This window comes from Limnohabitans sp., from assembly GCF_031539175.1.
Classification (GTDB): domain Bacteria; phylum Pseudomonadota; class Gammaproteobacteria; order Burkholderiales; family Burkholderiaceae_C; genus Limnohabitans.
In genome coordinates, this window is sequence record NZ_JAVKLQ010000074.1 from 80,496 (window position 1) to 99,352 (window position 18,857).

17 protein-coding genes are annotated in these 18,857 nt (G+C 55.6%); all 17 read right to left on the minus strand.

Features of this window, described 5'->3' with window-relative positions; all coding sequences use genetic code 11:
* Positions 1 to 4: 4 nt before the first annotated feature.
* Positions 5 to 3,283, minus strand: coding sequence for a carbamoyl-phosphate synthase large subunit (carB, locus tag RMS95_RS14030; protein ID WP_310646817.1), 3,279 nt, complete (start codon positions 3,281 to 3,283; stop codon positions 5 to 7).
* Between the two features lies 1 nt (position 3,284).
* The gene (gene carA, locus RMS95_RS14035; RefSeq protein ID WP_310646818.1) at positions 3,285 to 4,448 is read right to left on the minus strand and encodes a glutamine-hydrolyzing carbamoyl-phosphate synthase small subunit; all 1,164 of its coding nucleotides are present in this window, start codon (positions 4,446 to 4,448) and stop codon (positions 3,285 to 3,287) included.
* A gap of 168 nt (positions 4,449 to 4,616) precedes the next feature.
* The gene (locus RMS95_RS14040; protein ID WP_310646819.1) at positions 4,617 to 5,396 is read right to left on the minus strand and encodes an RNA methyltransferase; all 780 of its coding nucleotides are present in this window, start codon (positions 5,394 to 5,396) and stop codon (positions 4,617 to 4,619) included.
* Positions 5,393 to 6,010 carry a ribonuclease HII gene (gene rnhB / locus RMS95_RS14045; protein WP_310646820.1) on the minus strand — a complete coding sequence of 206 codons (618 nt, stop codon included), beginning with the start codon at positions 6,008 to 6,010 and terminating at the stop codon, positions 5,393 to 5,395. The genes RMS95_RS14040 and rnhB overlap by 4 nt, the downstream gene beginning before the upstream one ends.
* Complete coding sequence (gene lpxB / locus RMS95_RS14050) at positions 5,982 to 7,124, minus strand: lipid-A-disaccharide synthase (RefSeq protein WP_310646821.1); 1,143 nt, start codon at positions 7,122 to 7,124, stop codon at positions 5,982 to 5,984. The genes rnhB and lpxB overlap by 29 nt, the downstream gene beginning before the upstream one ends.
* Before the next feature lie 5 nt (positions 7,125 to 7,129).
* Complete coding sequence (lpxA, locus tag RMS95_RS14055; protein ID WP_310646822.1) at positions 7,130 to 7,924, minus strand: acyl-ACP--UDP-N-acetylglucosamine O-acyltransferase; 795 nt, start codon at positions 7,922 to 7,924, stop codon at positions 7,130 to 7,132.
* A 23-nt stretch (positions 7,925 to 7,947) separates the two neighbouring features.
* The gene (gene fabZ, locus RMS95_RS14060; RefSeq protein WP_100132276.1) at positions 7,948 to 8,385 is read right to left on the minus strand and encodes a 3-hydroxyacyl-ACP dehydratase FabZ; all 438 of its coding nucleotides are present in this window, start codon (positions 8,383 to 8,385) and stop codon (positions 7,948 to 7,950) included.
* 2 nt (positions 8,386 to 8,387) lie between these two features.
* Complete coding sequence (lpxD, locus tag RMS95_RS14065) at positions 8,388 to 9,371, minus strand: UDP-3-O-(3-hydroxymyristoyl)glucosamine N-acyltransferase (RefSeq protein WP_310646823.1); 984 nt, start codon at positions 9,369 to 9,371, stop codon at positions 8,388 to 8,390.
* 6 nt (positions 9,372 to 9,377) lie between these two features.
* Positions 9,378 to 9,884: an OmpH family outer membrane protein gene (locus RMS95_RS14070; RefSeq protein WP_310646824.1), complete on the minus strand. Its 507-nt coding sequence runs from the start codon at positions 9,882 to 9,884 to the stop codon at positions 9,378 to 9,380.
* On the minus strand, positions 9,884 to 12,190 hold the full coding sequence (gene bamA, locus RMS95_RS14075; RefSeq protein WP_310646825.1) for an outer membrane protein assembly factor BamA: 2,307 nt from the start codon (positions 12,188 to 12,190) through the stop codon (positions 9,884 to 9,886). The genes RMS95_RS14070 and bamA overlap by 1 nt, the downstream gene beginning before the upstream one ends.
* A 43-nt stretch (positions 12,191 to 12,233) precedes the next feature.
* Entirely contained in the window at positions 12,234 to 13,619 is a 1,386-nt protein-coding gene (rseP, locus tag RMS95_RS14080) for an RIP metalloprotease RseP (RefSeq protein ID WP_310646826.1), read from the minus strand.
* Positions 13,616 to 14,809, minus strand: coding sequence for a 1-deoxy-D-xylulose-5-phosphate reductoisomerase (ispC, locus tag RMS95_RS14085; RefSeq protein ID WP_310646827.1), 1,194 nt, complete (start codon positions 14,807 to 14,809; stop codon positions 13,616 to 13,618). The genes rseP and ispC overlap by 4 nt, the downstream gene beginning before the upstream one ends.
* Positions 14,810 to 14,841: 32 nt before the next feature.
* Complete coding sequence (locus RMS95_RS14090) at positions 14,842 to 15,678, minus strand: phosphatidate cytidylyltransferase (RefSeq protein ID WP_310646828.1); 837 nt, start codon at positions 15,676 to 15,678, stop codon at positions 14,842 to 14,844.
* Between the two features lie 6 nt (positions 15,679 to 15,684).
* Positions 15,685 to 16,245: a ribosome recycling factor gene (frr, locus tag RMS95_RS14095; protein ID WP_104797621.1), complete on the minus strand. Its 561-nt coding sequence runs from the start codon at positions 16,243 to 16,245 to the stop codon at positions 15,685 to 15,687.
* Between the two features lie 54 nt (positions 16,246 to 16,299).
* Positions 16,300 to 17,022, minus strand: coding sequence for a UMP kinase (pyrH, locus tag RMS95_RS14100; RefSeq protein WP_310646829.1), 723 nt, complete (start codon positions 17,020 to 17,022; stop codon positions 16,300 to 16,302).
* Positions 17,023 to 17,100: 78 nt separating this feature from the next.
* On the minus strand, positions 17,101 to 17,994 hold the full coding sequence (tsf, locus tag RMS95_RS14105) for a translation elongation factor Ts (protein WP_310646830.1): 894 nt from the start codon (positions 17,992 to 17,994) through the stop codon (positions 17,101 to 17,103).
* An 81-nt stretch (positions 17,995 to 18,075) separates the two neighbouring features.
* Entirely contained in the window at positions 18,076 to 18,816 is a 741-nt protein-coding gene (rpsB, locus tag RMS95_RS14110; RefSeq protein WP_310646831.1) for a 30S ribosomal protein S2, read from the minus strand.
* Between the last annotated feature and the right edge of the window lie 41 nt (positions 18,817 to 18,857).

Below are 18,857 nucleotides of genomic sequence, written 5' to 3' on the forward strand. Positions count from 1 at the left end.
CAGATTAAGCCGTCAATTGAGCGTGCATTTCCTGCACAGAAATGACATCCAACTGATCCATGTACTTCATCCCCTCAACGGCCGCTTCTGCGCCGGCTATTGTTGTGAAGGTTGTCACACGGTTGAGCAATGCCGAGGTACGAATGTGACGTGAATCGGCAATCGCATTGCGACGCTCTTCCACCGTGTTGATGACCAACACCACTTCGTTGTTTTTGATCATGTCCACAATGTGTGGGCGACCTTCGGTGACCTTGTTGACCGTCGCGCAAGCCACACCGGCCGCATTGATCGCGCTGGCTGTGCCTTTGGTCGCAATCAAAGCAAACCCTTGCGCCACCAACTGGCGAGCCACTTCAATAGCACGCGGCTTGTCGTTGTTCTTCACGGAGATAAAGACCTTGCCTGATGGTGTGCCGTCAGCCTTGGTCGCACGCGGCAGCTTGGTACCGGCGCCCATTTGGCTCTTCACAAAAGCTTCGCCAAACGTCTTGCCCACACCCATGACTTCGCCGGTGGACTTCATCTCGGGGCCGAGGATGGTATCCACACCGGGGAATTTCACAAACGGGAACACCGCTTCTTTCACGCTGAAATAAGGGGGCGTGACTTCTTTGGTGATGCCTTGCGATGCCAAGGTCTGGCCCGCCATGCAGCGCGCCGCCACCTTGGCCAACTGGATGCCAGTGGCTTTAGAAACATAAGGCACGGTGCGTGAAGCGCGGGGGTTCACTTCCAACACATAGATGACGTCTTTGCCATCGATGTTCTGGATGGCGAACTGCACGTTCATCAAACCCACCACGTTCAAAGCACCCGCCATCGCAGCCGATTGGCGCTTGAGTTCAGTCACAGTGTCAGCCGACAGCGAGTAAGGCGGCAAAGAGCAAGCCGAGTCACCGCTGTGCACACCCGCTTGTTCGATGTGTTCCATCACGCCACCGATGAAGGTTTTGCCTTCGGGGTCACGCAAGCAGTCCACATCGCACTCGATGGCGTCGTTCAGGAAACGGTCCAGCAGCACGGGCGAGTCGTGCGACACCTTGACCGCTTCGCGCATGTAGCGCTCCAAGTCACGTTGTTCGTGCACGATTTCCATGGCGCGGCCACCCAGCACATAACTGGGGCGCACGACCAAGGGGTAACCCAAAGCTGCGGCTTTTTCCAAAGCTTCTGGCTCGGTGCGAGCGGTGGCGTTGGGGGGTTGGCGCAGACCGAGGTCTTGCAGCAGTTTCTGGAAACGCTCGCGGTCTTCGGCTGCGTCGATCATGTCAGGGCTGGTGCCAATGATGGGCACGCCAGCCGCTTCCAAATCGAGTGCCAACTTCAAAGGCGTTTGACCACCGTATTGAACGATGACGCCCGTTGGCTTTTCCTTGTCAACGATTTCGAGCACGTCTTCCAAAGTGACCGGCTCAAAATACAAACGGTCCGAGGTGTCGTAGTCGGTCGACACGGTCTCGGGGTTGCAGTTGACCATGATGGTTTCATAGCCGTCTTCGCGCATGGCGAGGGCGGCGTGAACGCAGCAGTAGTCGAACTCAATACCTTGGCCAATGCGGTTGGGGCCGCCACCCAAGACCATGATTTTCTTGTTGGTGGTGGGTTCGGCTTCGCATTCAGCGGCGCCCACACCGAAGGTATCGCCATGTCCTTCATAGCACGAGTACATGTAAGCGGTGTCGGTCGAGAACTCAGCCGCACAGGTGTCCACGCGTTTGTAAACAGGACGAATGTTCAAAGCATGGCGGCGCGCGCGCACCACATGCTCAGTCGTCTTGAGCAACTTGGCCAGGCGGCGATCCGAGAAGCCTTTCTTCTTGAGCGCACGCAGCTCGTCGGCGGTGATCGCCCCCAGCGTTGTGGTTTCGAGTTCCAACTCGATCTTGACGATTTCTTCGATCTGCACCAGGAACCAAGGATCGATCTTGGTCAAGGCAAACACCTCGTCCACGCTCAGGCCCATGGCGAAGGCATCGCCCACATACCAGATGCGCTCAGGACCGGGCTCACCAAGTTCTTTTTCGAGCACTTCGCGGTCCTGGGTTTTCTCGTTCATGCCGTCCACGCCGACTTCCAGACCGCGCAGGGCTTTCTGGAACGACTCCTGGAAGGTGCGGCCCATGGCCATCACCTCGCCCACCGACTTCATCTGGGTGGTCAGGCGGCTGTCGGCTGTCGGGAATTTTTCGAACGCAAAACGTGGGATCTTGGTGACCACGTAGTCGATCGAAGGCTCGAACGATGCGGGAGTGGCACCGCCCGTGATTTCGTTGCGCAACTCATCGAGTGTGTAGCCCACAGCCAACTTGGCCGCGACTTTGGCGATCGGGAACCCCGTGGCTTTGGAGGCCAATGCCGACGAACGCGACACACGTGGGTTCATCTCGATGACGACCATGCGGCCGTCTTTGGGGTTGATGGAGAACTGAACGTTCGAGCCGCCCGTGTCCACACCGATCTCGCGCAGCACCGCCAAGGAGGCATTGCGCAAGATCTGGTATTCCTTGTCGGTCAAGGTTTGTGCGGGTGCCACGGTGATCGAGTCGCCGGTGTGCACGCCCATGGGGTCTAGGTTTTCGATCGAGCAGATGATGATGCAGTTGTCCGCTTTGTCGCGCACCACTTCCATCTCGTACTCTTTCCAGCCGAGCAAAGACTCTTCAATCAACAGCTCGGTTGTAGGCGAAGCCTCCAGACCGCGTTTGCAAATGACTTCAAACTCTTCGGGGTTGTAGGCGATGCCACCACCCGTGCCACCCAGCGTGAAGCTGGGGCGGATGACTGTGGGGAAGCCCAATGTCTTTTGCACATCCCACGCCTCTTCCATGCTGTGGGCAATGCCAGAGCGCGCAGAACCCAGACCAATTTTGGTCATGGCGTCTTTGAACTTCAGGCGGTCTTCAGCTTTGTCGATGGCCTCGGGTGTCGCGCCAATCAGCTCGACCTTGTACTTTTCGAGCACACCGTTGTGCCACAGATCCAAGGCGCAGTTCAGCGCCGTCTGGCCGCCCATGGTGGGCAAAATGGCATCGGGACGCTCTTTGGCAATGATCTTCTCGACGGTTTGCCAGGTGATGGGCTCAATGTAGGTCACGTCGGCCGTGGCCGGGTCGGTCATGATCGTGGCAGGGTTGCTGTTGATCAGAATGACCTTGTAACCCTCTTCACGCAAAGCTTTGCAAGCCTGCACGCCAGAGTAATCGAACTCGCAAGCCTGACCAATGATGATCGGGCCTGCGCCAATGATGAGAATGCTTTTTAAGTCGGTGCGCTTTGGCATGTTATTTCGCCTCCATCAGGTGGATGAAGCGGTCAAAGAGGTAAGCAATATCGTGGGGGCCTGGAGAAGCTTCAGGGTGACCTTGGAAGCAAAACGCAGGCTTGTCTGTGCGGGCCAAGCCCTGCAAGGTGCCGTCAAACAGCGACACATGGGTGGCGCGCAAATTGGCAGGCAAGGTCTTTTCGTCAACTGCAAAACCGTGGTTTTGGCTGGTGATGGACACACGGCCTGTGTCGAGTTCTTTCACCGGATGGTTGGCACCGTGGTGACCAAACTTCATCTTGAACGTCTTCGCACCACTGGCCAAGGCCATAATTTGGTGCCCCAAGCAGATGCCAAATGTGGGAATGCCTGTTTCGATCAACTCTGCGGCTGCGGCAATCGCGTAATCACAAGGCTGCGGGTCCCCTGGGCCGTTGGACAAGAAAATGCCGTCGGGGTTGTGTTTGAGCACATCGGCAGCCGATGTTTTGGCAGGCACCACCGTCACTTGGCAGCCGCGCTCAGCCAACATACGCAAGATGTTTTTCTTGACGCCAAAGTCGTAGGCGACCACGTGAAATTTAGGTGCGGCCAACGTGCCGTAGCCTTGCCCCAACACCCACTCTGTTTCGGTCCAGTCGTAAGACTCAGACACCGTCACTTTTTGAGCCAAATCGAGGCCCGACATCGAAGGCGCAGCTTGTGCAGCGGCCACCGCTTGATCAATCATCGCTTGGGTCACTTGCTCACCTTGAGCCAAGCCCAAGATGGCGCCGTTTTGAGCGCCTTTGGTGCGCAGCAAGCGCGTGAGTTGACGGGTGTCAATGTTGGCAATCGACACCGTGCCGGCATCGACCAAATAGGCCGACAAGGTTTGGTGTGAGCGGAAGTTGCTTGCAACCAAAGGCAAGTCTTTGATGATCAAGCCAGCAGCATGGACTTTGTCAGCTTCGATGTCTTCCACGTTGACGCCGTAGTTACCGATGTGCGGGTACGTCAAAGTGACGATCTGCTGGCAGTAGCTGGGGTCAGTGAGGATTTCCTGATAGCCGGTGAGTGAGGTGTTGAACACCACTTCGCCGACGGTGGAGCCAGAGGCTCCAATCGAGTTGCCGATAAAGACCGTGCCGTCTGCGAGCGCCAGAATGGCGGGCGGGAAGGTTCCCTGAAGAGACAAAAGCACTGGGTTCTCCGGAATAGTTCGGGTACGCCTCAGCGCTCACAAGAGAATGGCTTCTCTTTGGCTGCTTTGTTCGAGGAATTTGCCTAGTTTTGGCTGGGGCGTACAGGTTGATGCGGGAAAGCCTCTTATTATATCCGAGGCACTGGTTTTCCCCAGTGTTTGCCCGACTTAATCCACCAAATGACAGGTTGCACTGGCGTGCAAGCAAATGGCAGCAGCGGCGGCCACATTGAGCGACTCCTCCCCGCCGGGCTGCGCAATTCGCACCGCCAACTCAGCGCGCTGCGCCAACTCAGGCGATACGCCCTGCCCTTCATGCCCCATCAGCCATGCACAAGGCATGGGCAATTGGGCTTGCGCCAACAAGGTGTGCAAAAAGGGCCCTTGGTGCGAGCTGGTTGCCACCCACGGAATATCCAAAGCCTGCAACGCGTCTGGCGATAAGCCTTCGACCAAGTGCAACCCAAAATGCGCCCCCATCCCTGCGCGTAACACTTTGGGCGACCACAACGCGGCCGTCCCCTTGATCGCCAAAATTTGGGTAAACCCAAACGCTGAGGCACTGCGCAAAATGGAACCCACATTGCCCGCGTCTTGCACACGGTCCAACACCACGGTCGCGACTTTAGGCTGCACCACTTGCGTGCTGGGCGTGGTCAAAATAAAGCCCATGCGCGCGGGTGACTCGAGGCTGCTGATTTCTGCAAACAAGGCATCTGGCAAGACGGTGTTGCGCTCGGCCGCCCGCGTCCACTCTAAAGGCGCGGTCGCCCATTGAGACTCGGCAAACACCGCATGGTCGGGTTTAACGCCACGCGTCAACGCTGCGCGACACAGATGATCACCCTCTAGCCACACACGTCCGAGCTTGCGGTAGGCCGAGCTGTCTTGCGACAAACGGCGCAACTCTTTCACCAAGGGGTTGTCGCGTGAGGTAATCAAATTCATGTCAAAACTTTGGTGACGGGCGAAAACGTGGTCCGATGCCAAGGTGTCGCACCGTGGGTTTGCAGCGCTAATAAATGTGCCGCCGTGCCATAGCCTTTGTGACTGTCAAAGCCGTAAAGCGGGTACTCGGCGTGTAGCTGCATGCACCAGCGGTCACGGTGCACTTTGGCCAAAATAGAAGCCGCAGAAATGGCAGGCACTTTGCTGTCGCCTTTGACAATTGCCTCCGCCAAAACATCCAACACGGGCAGACGATTGCCATCCACCAACACTTTGTGCGGCTTCAAACGCAACCCCTCCACCGCGCGGCGCATGGCCAGCATCGTGGCCTGCAAAATATTCAAGGTGTCGATTTCTTCCACGGTAGCTTCGGCGATGCAACAGCACAAAGCCTTGGCACGAATTTCGTCGTACAAACGCTCACGCTTCAATGGGGTCAGTTTTTTGGAGTCTGCCAAGCCGTAAATCGGATTTTGATCATCCAGAATGACCGCGGCGGCCACCACAGGGCCTGCCAAAGGACCACGCCCAGCCTCATCGACGCCAGCCACTAAGCCAGGGGCGTCCCAAATCAACGGCGCCTGTTCAGCGCGCAAGAACTTTTTCGATCGCATGTGCCGCCAGTGCGGGGGTGTCGCAACGCAGGCTGTCATGGAGCACTGCAAAGCGTTGTTGAACATGGGCCATGGCGGCGGGGTGATCGAGCCACTGCAACACCTCTTGCGCCATGGCATCGGGAGTGGCCGCGTCTTGTAGCAATTCAGGCACAACGAAATCTTGACTCAAGATATTGGGCAACCCCACCCAAGGCTGCAACTTCTTACGCTGCATGATTTGCCAACTGAGCCAGTTCATGTTGTACGCAATCACCATGGGACGCTTGAAAAGCGCCGCCTCCAGCGTGGCGGTGCCACTGGCGATCAACGTCACGTCACACGCGGCCAACGCAGCGTGAGACTGGCTGTTAAGCAGCATGAGATGCGGCACAGGTCCCACCTCTTTCAAAATGGCATCGATACGCGCGCGCAACGCGGGCATGGCGGGCAACACAAAGTGCAAGCCCGGCTGACGTTGGGCCATGCGTTGCGCAGCTTGCAAAAAGCGACGCACCAAATACTCAATTTCAGAACTGCGGCTGCCTGGCAATAAGGCCACCACTGTTGCATCTTGAGGAAGCCCTAGTGCGGTTCGAGCCGCCGCACGATCAACTTGATCGGGAATGGTTTGAGCCAAGGGATGGCCAACATACGTTGCAGCAATGCCGTGCTGGGCCAATAAGGCTTCTTCGAACGGAAAAATGCACAACACATGATCAACGCTTTGACGGATTTTTTCCACCCGATCTGCGCGCCACGCCCAGATCGAGGGGCACACAAAGTGCACGGCAGGAATGCCTGCGCCCTTGAGGTCACGTTCTAAGTCGAGATTGAAGTCTGGGGCATCCACACCGATGAACGCACTCGGTGGATTGGCCAACAAACGGTCACGTAACTGGCGACGAATGCCCACGATTTCACGGTAATGTCGCAGGACTTCGACATAGCCGCGCACCGCTAACTTCTCGTAAGGCCACCAAGCTTCAAAACCGTGGGCCTCCATGCGGGGACCACCGATGCCCGCGCTTCGCATGTCAGGCCATTTTTGGCGCATGCCCCCCAGCAGCAAACCCGCCAGCAAATCACCCGAAGCCTCGCCTGCGACCAGCGAGAAAGACAAAGCCCCAGCCATGCGTTTTAGCGAATGATGCCGCGCTGCGGCGATGTGTGATCTAAGAAATCCAGCATCATGGCCACATCGGCTGCGGCTTCTGGTTTCTCTTGGGCCAACACAGCAATGCGCTCTTTGGCTTTGTCGAGCGTCAAATCATCGCGGTACAAGGCTTTGTGCATGGCTTTCACCGCGCTGATGCGCTCGGCAGAAAAGCCACGGCGGCGCAAACCTTCAAAATTCATCGAGCGTGGCTCAGCAGGCTGACCTTGACACATGACAAAAGGCGGCACGTCCGCAAACAGCAGCGAATGCATGGCCGAAAAACTGTGTGCGCCGATGCGCACAAATTGGTGCACCACGGTAAAGCCGCCCAAAATCACCCAGTCGCCCACATGCACATGGCCCGCCAACTGCGCGCTGTTGGCGAAGATGGTGTGGTTGCCCACCACGCAGTCGTGCGCCAAGTGCACGTAAGCCATGATCCAGTTGTCGTTGCCAACTTTCGTCACGCCCGCATCACCGGGCGAACCGATGTTGAAGGTGCAAAACTCACGGATGGTGTTGCGGTCGCCAATGATCAACTCACAAGGCTCGCCCGCGTACTTTTTGTCTTGCGGAATAGCGCCCAACGAGTTGAACTGAAAAATGCGGTTGTCTTGACCAATCGTGGTGTGACCTTCAATCACACAGTGCGGGCCAACCGTTGTGCCTGCGCCAATACGCACATGCGGGCCAATGATGGTGTACGGCCCCACCTGCACCGAGCTGTCGAGTTCGGCTTTTGGGTCAACCAATGCGGTCGCGTGGATGTTGCTCATCGTTGATGTATGGGCTAATCGGATTAGGCAATCGCACGCATTGTGCACATCAGCTCAGCTTCGGTGGCAATGACATCACCCACTTTGGCGCGTGCTTTGAATTTGAAGATGCCGGCTTTCATGCGATCCAATTCGACTTCCAAAGTCAACTGATCGCCTGGCTCGACGGGGCGCTTGAACCGTGCACCATCAATGCCAGCGAAGTAATACACAGTTTTGTCATCGGGTGCGGCACCCAAGGTGTCAAACGCCAGCAAAGCAGCGGCTTGTGCCAAGGCTTCCAAAATCAACACACCGGGCATGACGGGGTGGTGTGGGAAATGGCCACTGAAAAATGGCTCGTTCATGGTCACATTTTTGAGCGCCTTGATGCTTTTGCCTTTTTCCAATTCCAACACACGGTCGACCAACAGAAATGGGTAACGGTGAGGCAATTGCTTCAAGATTTGATGGATGTCCATGCTCATTTTTTCTGACTTTCTAAAGCTGATTCAAGAGATTTGATGCGGTCGCGCAAACGGTGCAACTGACGCAAGGTCGCGGCATTTTTCTCCCATGACGCATTGTCGTCGATGGGAAACACACCACTGTATTGGCCGGGTTGACGAATAGAACGCATGACCACCGAGGCTGCAGAAATGTGCACCCCGTCGGCCAATTGCAAGTGGCCGAGCACGACGGCCCCACCACCCACGGTGCAATTGGCACCAATGCGCGCGCTGCCAGCCACACCAGCACACCCAGCCATCGCGGTGTTGGCGCCCACATGCACGTTGTGACCGATTTGCACCAAGTTATCGAGTTTGACGCCGTTTTCCAACACCGTGTCGTCCAAGGCACCACGATCGATGCAGGTGTTGGCGCCAATTTCTACATCGTCACCAATGCGAACGGCACCCAGTTGTTCAATTTTTTCCCAGCGGCCTTCAAACATAGCGAAACCAAAACCATCGGCACCAATCACCACACCAGCATGGATGATGCAGCGTTGCCCAATACGGCAATCTTCGCCCACAGTGATGCCCGATTTCAACCACGTATCAGCACCAATGCTGGCTCCCCGCTCCACCACGCACAAAGGACCAATGCGTGCCGTTGCATGCACAGTAGCACTGGGGTGAATAACGGCACTGGGGTGCACCAAAGGCGCATCGTCTTTGGGCAAATGCTGACGCCAAAGTTGCGTCAAGCGTGCGAAGTAGTGGTACGGGTTGTCGGCCACGATGCAAGCACCGCGCGCTAACGCCACCGACTCCATCACGGGAGACACCACAACGCAACCCGCCGCAGAGGTGACGAGTTGTGCTTGGTATTGGGGGTTGCTGAGAAAACTGAAAGCGTTGGGTTGCGCCGTGTCTAACGGGCTGAGCTTTTCAATCAGGTGTTCGGGGTTGCCATGTAAGCGCCCCCCGAGACGTTCAACAATTTGGCCGAGACTCAGTGCCACGGCGACTTATTTAGCAGCGTTGATGACCTTGAGCACTTTGTCGGTGATGTCGTGCTTGGGGTTGATGTAAACGGCCTCTTGCAAAACGAGGTCGAATTTCTCAGTTTCAGCCACTTGCTTGATGACGCGATTGGCACGCTCAAGCACTTGTTGGAACTCTTCGTTCTTGCGTGCATTCAACTCTTCTTGGAACTCGCGACGCTTACGCTGCAGCTCGCGGTCTTGTTCGCCCAATTGTTTTTGGCGAGACAAGCGTTGTGACTCAGACAACGTAGGTGCTTCACGTTCGAATTTTTCAGCAGACGACTTCAGGTTGTTACCGAACTCGATGAGGTCTTTGTCGCGCTTGGAGAACTCTTGCTCCAGCTTGGCTTGTGCTTGCTTGGCCGTATTGGCCTCTTTGAAGATTCTGTCCGTATTGATAAACCCAATGCGAATTTCTTCAGCTTGAACGCTGAATGCGGCCAAGCCCAAGGCGAAGGTCAAAGAAAGGTGGCGAAAAAACGTGTTCATCAGAAAGATGTCCCGATCTGGAATTGCAATCTTTGGATTCTATCGCCTGTAAAGGAACGTGCGGGACGTGCCCAGGCAAAACGCAAAGGCCCCATCGGTGAGACCCAACTCAGGCCAACGCCATAAGAGCTACGCAACTCGCTTAACTGAATTTTGTCGTATTCGCCAAAGACGTTGCCCATGTCATAGAAACCGTACAAACGCAAGCTGCGGTCATTGCCCGCGCCTGGAAATGGCAGCAAAAACTCGCTATTGAGCGTGACCTTTTTCGCACCACCGCTGACGATACCGGACGGGTCACGATGCCCCAAGGTGCCTTGCTCAAAACCACGCACCGAACCCAAACCGCCCGAGTAGTAGTTTTTAAACACGGGGAAGGGTTGACCTTGCAGGCCTTTGCCTAAGCCGAAATCGGCATTGAAAGCGAAGGTGTATTGCTTGCTCAGCGGGAAATATTGCTGGTATTGCGCCCCAAACTTGGCGTAACGGGTATCACCGGCCAAGCCTGTTTCGCTGTTCAGACGGATGAACTTGCCGCTCGTTGGATTCAAATAGCTGTCGCGACTGTCCCGCGCCCAGCCCACCGTCAAAGGCACGGTATGCGTGGTGTAACCAAACTGGTAGGCATATTTCAAATAGGAGTCAGGCAAGTTGGTGCCCGGCACAATTTGCGTTTGCTCTAACGAGGCCCCCACAAAAACACGGTCTAACTCGCTGAATGGCACACCAAAGCGAATGCCTGTGCCAGACGTGACCAGTCGGTAGTCACCGCCCTGCTCCACGTAAGGCCGGCTCGAGCGGTGGTAGTACTCAAAGGTGCGCGACACGCCATCTTCCGTGAAATACGGGTCGGTCGTGTTGATCACGTAATACTGGTTGAACTTGCTCGTGCTGACTTGGAGCCCCAAGTTCTGGCCGCTACCGAACACGTTGTCTTGCTGAATACCAAACGAGAACGTGACTTTTTCGGCACTGGAGAAACCCGCACCCAAGGTCAACATGCCGGTTGGTTTTTCAACCACGTTCACATTCAAATCCACCTGATCTTGAGAAGCCGCCACCTCTTGGGTGTCCACTTCGACGTCTTTGAAATAACCCAAGCGGTTGATACGGTCACGCGATAAACGAATGCGCTCGCCGTCGTACCACGAGGACTCCATTTGACGGAACTCGCGGCGCACGATCTGGTCGCGTGTGCGGTTATTGCCCACGATGTTGATGCGGCGCACGTAAGCGCGACGCGACGGGTCGGCCACCAACACCAACTTCACGCGGTTGGTGCTGCGGTCGATTTCGGGACGCACCTCGGTACGTGCAAACGCGAAGCCAAAATTGCCGAAATACTCGTTGAAGGCTCTGGTGGTTTTCGCCACGTCGTCAGCGTTGTAAGGCTTGCCGGGCTTGATCTCAATCAAAGACTTGAACTCGTCGTCTTTGCCCAAGTAGTAGCCATCCAAAGCCACTTCAGAGACCACAAAGCGGTCACCCTCGGTCACGTTGATGGTGATGGAAATGTCTTGCTTGTTGGGCGAAATAGCCACTTGCGTGGAGTCCACACGGAACTCTAAGTAGCCACGCGACAAGTACCAAGCACGCAAGGTCTCAAGGTCTGCATTGAGCTTGGTGCGTGAGTAACGGTCTGACTTGGTGTACCAACTCAGCCAGTTGCCCGTACCTTGGTCAAACTGATCCAACAATTTGGATTCACCAAAGGCCTGGGCACCGACGATGCGCATTTCTTTGATTTTGGCCAAATCACCCTCGACCACAGTGAACGACAGGTTCACACGGTTGCGGTCCACCGGCGTGATGGTGGTGATGATTTCAGCGCCATACAAACTACGGTTCACATACTGGCGCTTGAGTTCTTGCTCGGCACGGTCAGCCAAGGCTTTGTCAAACGGACGGCCCTCAGCCAGTCCGATATCACGCAACGCTTTGCGCAACACGTCTTTGTCAAACTCTTTGGTGCCAATGAATTCAACAGCCGCAATGTTGGGACGCTCTTCAACGATCAGCACCAATTCATCGCCATTGACTTCAATGCGCACGTCTTTGAACAAGCCCAAAGCAAACAAACTGCGAATGGCTGCTGCGCCCTTTTCATCGGTGTAATCGTCACCAACACGGAACGGAATGGACGCAAAGACGGTACCTGGTTCAATGCGCTGCAAGCCTTCGACACGGATGTCACGGACCTTGAAAGGATCAACCGCCCACGCGTTGAAGGCCAATGCAGACCCCAATACAAGTGCTGCAGCACATGACAAAGGGGAGCGACGGAATCGAGGAAGTGGATGGGTCATGAACTGAAAACTCAAGGGCCTTGGCGTTGTTGTGTAGGGGGACTTAACTCAGCCAGCCTAAGCGAACTACGTCGTTAAAAAGAGAAAAAACCATCAGTGCCATGAGCACTGCCATGCCTGCACTTTGCAGGATTTCCAGCCATCGTGGCGAGGGGGGATGCCCCGTGAAAGCCTCATAAAGATAATACAACAGGTGCCCACCATCCAAGACTGGCAACGGCAAGAGATTGAACACACCTAGGCTCACACTGAGCAAGGCCAAATAGGCCAAGTAAGGCCCTAAACCCACGCTGGCTGAACGGCCCGCATAGTCGGCCATGCTCAATGGACCGCTGAGGTTATCCAAAGATGCCCGGCCCGTGATCAAACGCCCCATCATGTCGAGCGTCAGGCGCGAGACTTCCCACGTTCGCTGCGCAGCACGAACCAAACCATCAAGCAAACCATATTGAACCCAAATTTTTTGTGGTGCTTCGCCAACTTGAGCGCCAATGCGCCCAATAAATTCAGCGCCGTCGGCCACGCGATCAGGCGTCACTGCGATGTGTAACACACCCTGCCCCGCACGTTGGACCTCCCACAGTTGCTCAGCAATCGGGTTTTGTGCGCGACCGCTGGCACGGACCGTGGCGCGCAACGCTGCGGCGTCGTCGATCACGCGGGCATCGATGCGCACAACCTCGTCGCCACGCTGCAAACCGGCTTGCCTCGCCGCGCTGTTGGGTTGCAAGTCGCCTAAAACTGCACGACTCCACGCCCCGACCAAACCCAAATCTTGCAAAGCTGTGGTGGCGCTGTTCGCCCCTTCGTCAACGGCTTTCGCCGTCACGGACACCAAGTGCGAAGTGTGGCGGCCTATGGGCTGCACTTCCAGCACAAAGTCAGACATCGCGAGATCTTGCTGCATCAGCCACCAACGCAATTGCTCCATGGAAACCACATCTTGCATAGACGCGCCATCCACGCCAACGCGTGACACCAAATCACCACTTTTCAAACCTGCCAAATCTGCAGGCGAACCCGCGATGGGGGTGGCCAACAGCGCACGGGTTTCGTATTGCCCAAGCCAAAAAGTCGCGGCATACAAAACCAGTGCCAACAACAAATTCGCAAGAGGGCCCGCCGACACAATGGCCGTACGCGCCCACAAAGGTTGACGATCCAGCGCCATCGCAGCGTCTGCAGGTGTCAATGCTTCTTCGGAAGCATCCAACATCTTGACGTAGCCACCCAAGGGAATGAGGCTGATGACGAATTCGGTGTCTTGACCTGGGTAAGAACGGCGGGATTTCCAACGCAGCAAAGGCTTGCCAAACCCAATCGAGAAGGTCAGCACTTTCACACCACAAGCCACCGCCACCCGATAGTGGCCCCACTCATGCACGGTGATGAGTAAGCCCAAACCCAGCAAAAAAGCCAGCACCGTCATGGCAAAGCCAAGCGATGTATTTCGTCTTGTGCCACGGCACGAGCTTGTGCGTCTAAATCGAGTAAGTCATCAAGGTGATGAGGGGTCGCGAAGGTCATGCGCGACAGGCAGTTCAAATTCAAGTGATGAATTTGATCAAAGCGAATTTGACGATCGAGAAACGCAGCCACAGCAATTTCGTTCGCAGCATTCAACACCGCCGTGGTGCCACGCGGCCCACGCAGCGCATGCCAAGCCAAATGGATGCCCGCAAAACGCTCGGGATGACCATGGTCGTCCAAGGCCTCAAAGGTCATGGCGGACAAGGCGTGAAAGTCCAGCGCGTCTGCGCCAGAAACCATGCGCTCGGGCCAGCTCAAACCATAGGCAATCGGCACACGCATATCGGGTGTACCAAGCTGCGCCACCACGGAGTTGTCGCGGTACTGCACCATGGAGTGAATGATGCTTTGGGGGTGAATCACAACCTCCAAGCGCTCGGGTGGTAAGCCAAACAAATAGCGCGCCTCGATCACCTCCAAGGCCTTGTTCATCATGGTCGCAGAGTCGACCGAGATTTTGCGACCCATGACCCAATTGGGATGGGCGCACGCTTGCTCGGGCGTGACGTCTTTCAGGCTCGCCAACTCACGGGTACGAAACGGCCCCCCCGAAGCAGTGAGGATGATTTTGGCCACGCGCGTATCCCATGTGGCCGGATCTTCAGGCAGCGATTGAAAGATAGCGGAGTGTTCGCTGTCGATAGGCAACAGCGTCGCGCCACCGTTTTTCACCGCGTCCAAAAAGACCTCGGCCCCCACCACCAACGCCTCTTTGTTGGCCAACAACAAGCGCTTACCGCTGCGAGCCGCATCCAAGCAAGGCGATAAACCCGCAGCCCCGACGATGGCGGCCATGACGGCATCCACTTCGGCATGCGCAGAGACCTCATCCAGCGCAGCCGCACCACTGAGTACCTGCACATTCAAGCCCTCAGCACGCACTCGGTCTTGCAGTTGTTTGGCGGCATCGGGCTGCACCATCACCGCGAAGCGAGGTTTGAATTGCGCACACTGACGCAACATCAAATCCACTTGGGTTGCCCCTGTGAGGGCAAAAACTTCAAATCGATCGGGATGACGTGCGATCACGTCCAAGGTGTTGGTGCCAATCGAACCGGTCGATCCAAGCACCGTGATGCGTTGCGGCATAGCGCCTCCGTGGTGTGAGGTCAAATGTGCGGTCAAACCGATTGCACCAGCATGAGCGCAAGTGGCAGCGTGGGCAACAAGGCATCGACGCGGTCTAGAACGCCACCGTGACCGGGCAACAACTGGCTGCTGTCTTTGAAGCCTGCACTGCGCTTGACCAAAGACTCCACCAAATCGCCCACCACGCTCATGGCCACCAAAAACAGCGTTGCCAACACCATGAAAGGCCAGCCTCGGCCATGCAATCGTGTGAACAGGCTCGGGCTGTCGAGCGCCCATTGGGTATCGGCCCAAACCCAAAAGAAGGCCATGGCTAAGACGCCAACCATGCCGCCCCACACGCCTTCCCAGCTTTTACCTGGGCTGATGGCCACCGCCAATTTGCGACGACCAAAGGCACGTCCTGAAAAATAAGCAGCAATGTCTGCCATCCAGACCAAAAGCAGCAAAGAGAGTAAAAAATTAACCCCCATCACTTTGGCTTGGTACATCGCGAGCCACGTCAGACACAGGGCAAAAATACCTGCAACCCAACGCACGATACGAGAAATGTTGGGCCAATGGGTGACGCCGCCTCGCAAAAGCCAAGCGCCCACCAATACCCAAGCAGCACCTGCTATCGGCCACATCAACCCAGGAGGCTGATAAGCCCAACGAGCAGACCATGCCAACAAGCACAAGGTGACACAAACAGCACCCATGCGCAATGCGCCGCGCATGGCCAGCCCATTCAAACGGCCCCACTCCCAAGCACCTGCTGCGATCAAAATTAAGGTCAAGCTAGCCAAAGGCTCAGCCGTTGATGCAAACAGGGCTGGCAACAAAAGCGCCAGCAACACAAGGGCGGTGATGACGCGTTGTTTCAACATGAGGTCTTAGACCGCCATGATTTCGTGCTCTTTGCTGGCGATGAGCTTGTCAATCTCAGCAATGTGACTGTCAGTGGTTTTTTGAATGTCTGCTTCTGCGCGCTTTTGGTCGTCTTCAGAAGCGAGTTTGTCTTTCACCAATTTCTTCACAGACTCGTTGGCGTCACGGCGCAAGTTACGCACGGCAATCTTGGCGTTTTCACCTTCGGTGCGAACCACTTTGGTGAGTTCTTTGCGACGCTCTTCCGACATCGGAGGCATGGGCACGCGAATCAACTCGCCCATAGATGAGGGGTTCAAACCCAAATCGCTGTCGCGAATGGCCTTTTCAATCTTGGCGCCCATCGGCTTTTCCCAAGGCTGCACGCTCAAAGTACGGGCGTCCAACAAGGACACGTTGGCCACTTGGCTGATTGGCACCATGGAGCCGTAATAGTCAACTTGCACGTTGTCGAGCAAGGCTGGGCTGGGTCGGCCTGTGCGGATTTTGGTCAAACTGTGGCTGAAAGCCGCAATCGATTGACCCATTTTGGTTTCGGTTGTTTTCTTGATGTCAGCGATAGTCATGTTGTGCTCCGGAGGCAACGCATTGAAAAGGTCAAAACGTACAGTGAATCAGAATCAGGCGTACACCAAAGTGCCTTCGTCTTCGCCCATCACCACGCGTTTGAGGGCGCCATTTTTGAAAATCGAGAACACTTTGATGGGCAATTTTTGATCGCGACACAGCGCAAATGCGGTCGCGTCCATGATGCCGAGATTTTGGCCAATCGCGTCGTCGAAACTGATTTTTTCGTAACGGGTCGCGTTGGGGTCTTTTTTAGGATCGGCAGAGTAAACACCGTCAACTTTGGTGGCTTTGAGCACCATCTCTGCACCGATCTCCGCGCCACGCAAGGCCGCGGCCGTGTCGGTGGTGAAGAAGGGATTGCCGGTGCCAGCTGCAAAAATCACAACTTTGCCCTCTTCGAGGTACTGCAAAGCTTTGGGGCGAACGTAAGGCTCAACCACTTGGTCAATGGCGATGGCAGACATCACGCGAGCCGTCAAACCCGCTTTGTTCATGGTGTCAGCCAACGCCAACGAATTCATCACCGTAGCCAACATGCCCATGTAATCGGCTGTGGCACGGTCCATACCGACCGCACCGCCCGCGACACCGCGGAAAATGTTGCCACCACCGATCACGATGGCCACTTCCACACCCAAATTGATCACCTCAGCCACTTCGCCGACGATGCGAACAATGGTGGCGCGGTTGATACCAAATGCATCGTCGCCCATCAAGGCCTCCCCTGACAGCTTGAGCAAAATACGCTTGTGGGCTGGCTGGGGTGTGGTCATGAAAAGCTCCTGGATGTATGGGGTGGAATTGATGTAGGGAATAAATAACAGAAGGGGAGCCTGCGCCCCCCTGTCTGATTAGGCTGACTGCTTGGCAGCAGCAACTTGCGCGGCCACTTCGGCAGCGAAGTCGTCGACTTTCTTCTCAATGCCCTCACCCACCACGTACAAGGTGAATGAAGAAACATTGGTGTTGGCCGCTTTGAGCATCTGCTCAACAGTTTGCTTGTCGTTCTTGACGAATGTTTGATTGAACAAAGACACCTCTTTGAGGTACTTTTGCACAGAACCTTCGACCATCTTCGTGACGATGTCAGCAGGCTTGCCAGACTCAGCAGCTTTCGCAGCAGCGACTGAGCGCTCTTTTTCGATCAACTCAGCAGGCACATCAGCGCTGGTCAACGAAACAGGCTTCATGGCAGCGACGTGCATTGCCACGTCTTTGGCGGCCACTTCGTCGCCTTCGAACTCAACAATCACGCCAATGCGTGTGCCGTGCAAGTACGCAGCCAATTTCTTAGCACCGTCGAAACGCTTGAAGCGACGGAAGCTCATGTTCTCGCCGATCTTGCCGATCAAACCTTTGCGTGCGTCTTCCAGCGTGGGGCCAAAACCTTCTTGGCTGTAAGGCAGAGCACCCATTTCTTCCACGGAAGCGGGGTTGTGCTTGACGATCAACTCAACGGCAGCTTGTGCCAAAGCCAAGAAGCTGTCGTTCTTGGTCACAAAGTCAGTTTCGCAGTTCACTTCCAACAAGGCACCAGTGTTGCCGCTGATGTAGCTGGCAACAACGCCTTCGGCCGTCACGCGGCTCGATGCTTTGCCAGCCTTGCTGCCGAGCTTGACGCGCAACAACTCTTCTGCTTTGGCCATGTCGCCTTCGGCTTCAGTCAAAGCTTTTTTGCACTCCATCATGGGAGCGTCAGTTTTAGCGCGCAATTCAGCGACCATGCTTGCGGTAATAGCAGCCATTTAAATTCTCCGTATCAGTTCAAAAATTTCAGGTGTGAAAAAGGGGCTACACAAGCCCCTTTTCGACGTTGGGCCTAGCGATTAAGCAGCGACTTCAACGAACTCGTCAGCGCCTTCGGCAACAGCCTTGACCACGTCGTTCACAGCGTTGGCACGGCCTTCGATGATCGCATCGGCAATACCGCGTGCGTACAAAGTCACAGCCTTAGAAGAGTCATCGTTACCTGGGATGATGTAGTCGATGCCTTCAGGTGAGTGGTTAGAGTCCACCACGCCGATCAATGGAATGCCCAATTTCTTGGCTTCAGCGATGGCAATCTTGTGGTAGCCAACGTCGATCACGAAGATCGCATCAGGCAACACAGCCATATCTTGAATGCCGCCGATGTCTTTTTCAAGTTTTTCCATTTCGCGCTTGAACATCAACTGTTCTTTCTTAGACAACGCATCCAAACCAGCTTCTTGCTGGATCTTCATGTCTTTGAGGCGCTTGATCGAGGTCTTGACGGTTTTGAAGTTGGTCAACATGCCGCCCAACCAACGTTGGTCAACGAAAGGCACGCCAGCGCGCTGCGCTTCGGCGGAGACGATTTCGCGGGATTGACGCTTTGTACCGACCATCAACACAGTGCCACGGTTCGCAGACAACTGCTTCACGAACTTGATGGCATCTTGGAACATCGGCAACGATTTTTCCAAGTTGATGATGTGAATTTTGTTGCGGTGGCCAAAAATGAACGGGGCCATTTTGGGGTTCCAGAAGCGAGTTTGGTGACCAAAGTGGACACCGGCTTCCAGCATTTCGCGCATTGTGACTGACATAGATTTACTCCAAAGGTTGGGTCTAAAATCCAGCCCTTCAT

What these genes read in the sequence shown, in the direction of transcription:
- carB (WP_310646817.1), bottom strand. Translation starts at nt 3,283, where the DNA reads ATGCCAAAGCGCACCGACTTAAAAAGCATTCTCATCATTGGCGCAGGC.
- RMS95_RS14040 (WP_310646819.1), bottom strand. Translation starts at nt 5,396, where the DNA reads ATGAATTTGATTACCTCACGCGACAACCCCTTGGTGAAAGAGTTGCGC.
- rnhB (WP_310646820.1), bottom strand. Translation starts at nt 6,010, where the DNA reads ATGCGATCGAAAAAGTTCTTGCGCGCTGAACAGGCGCCGTTGATTTGG.
- lpxB (WP_310646821.1), bottom strand. Translation starts at nt 7,124, where the DNA reads ATGGCTGGGGCTTTGTCTTTCTCGCTGGTCGCAGGCGAGGCTTCGGGT.
- lpxA (WP_310646822.1), bottom strand. Translation starts at nt 7,924, where the DNA reads ATGAGCAACATCCACGCGACCGCATTGGTTGACCCAAAAGCCGAACTC.
- fabZ (WP_100132276.1), bottom strand. Translation starts at nt 8,385, where the DNA reads ATGGACATCCATCAAATCTTGAAGCAATTGCCTCACCGTTACCCATTT.
- RMS95_RS14070 (WP_310646824.1), bottom strand. Translation starts at nt 9,884, where the DNA reads ATGAACACGTTTTTTCGCCACCTTTCTTTGACCTTCGCCTTGGGCTTG.
- bamA (WP_310646825.1), bottom strand. Translation starts at nt 12,190, where the DNA reads ATGACCCATCCACTTCCTCGATTCCGTCGCTCCCCTTTGTCATGTGCT.
- rseP (WP_310646826.1), bottom strand. Translation starts at nt 13,619, where the DNA reads ATGACGGTGCTGGCTTTTTTGCTGGGTTTGGGCTTACTCATCACCGTG.
- ispC (WP_310646827.1), bottom strand. Translation starts at nt 14,809, where the DNA reads ATGCCGCAACGCATCACGGTGCTTGGATCGACCGGTTCGATTGGCACC.
- RMS95_RS14090 (WP_310646828.1), bottom strand. Translation starts at nt 15,678, where the DNA reads ATGTTGAAACAACGCGTCATCACCGCCCTTGTGTTGCTGGCGCTTTTG.
- frr (WP_104797621.1), bottom strand. Translation starts at nt 16,245, where the DNA reads ATGACTATCGCTGACATCAAGAAAACAACCGAAACCAAAATGGGTCAA.
- pyrH (WP_310646829.1), bottom strand. Translation starts at nt 17,022, where the DNA reads ATGACCACACCCCAGCCAGCCCACAAGCGTATTTTGCTCAAGCTGTCA.
- tsf (WP_310646830.1), bottom strand. Translation starts at nt 17,994, where the DNA reads ATGGCTGCTATTACCGCAAGCATGGTCGCTGAATTGCGCGCTAAAACT.
- rpsB (WP_310646831.1), bottom strand. Translation starts at nt 18,816, where the DNA reads ATGTCAGTCACAATGCGCGAAATGCTGGAAGCCGGTGTCCACTTTGGT.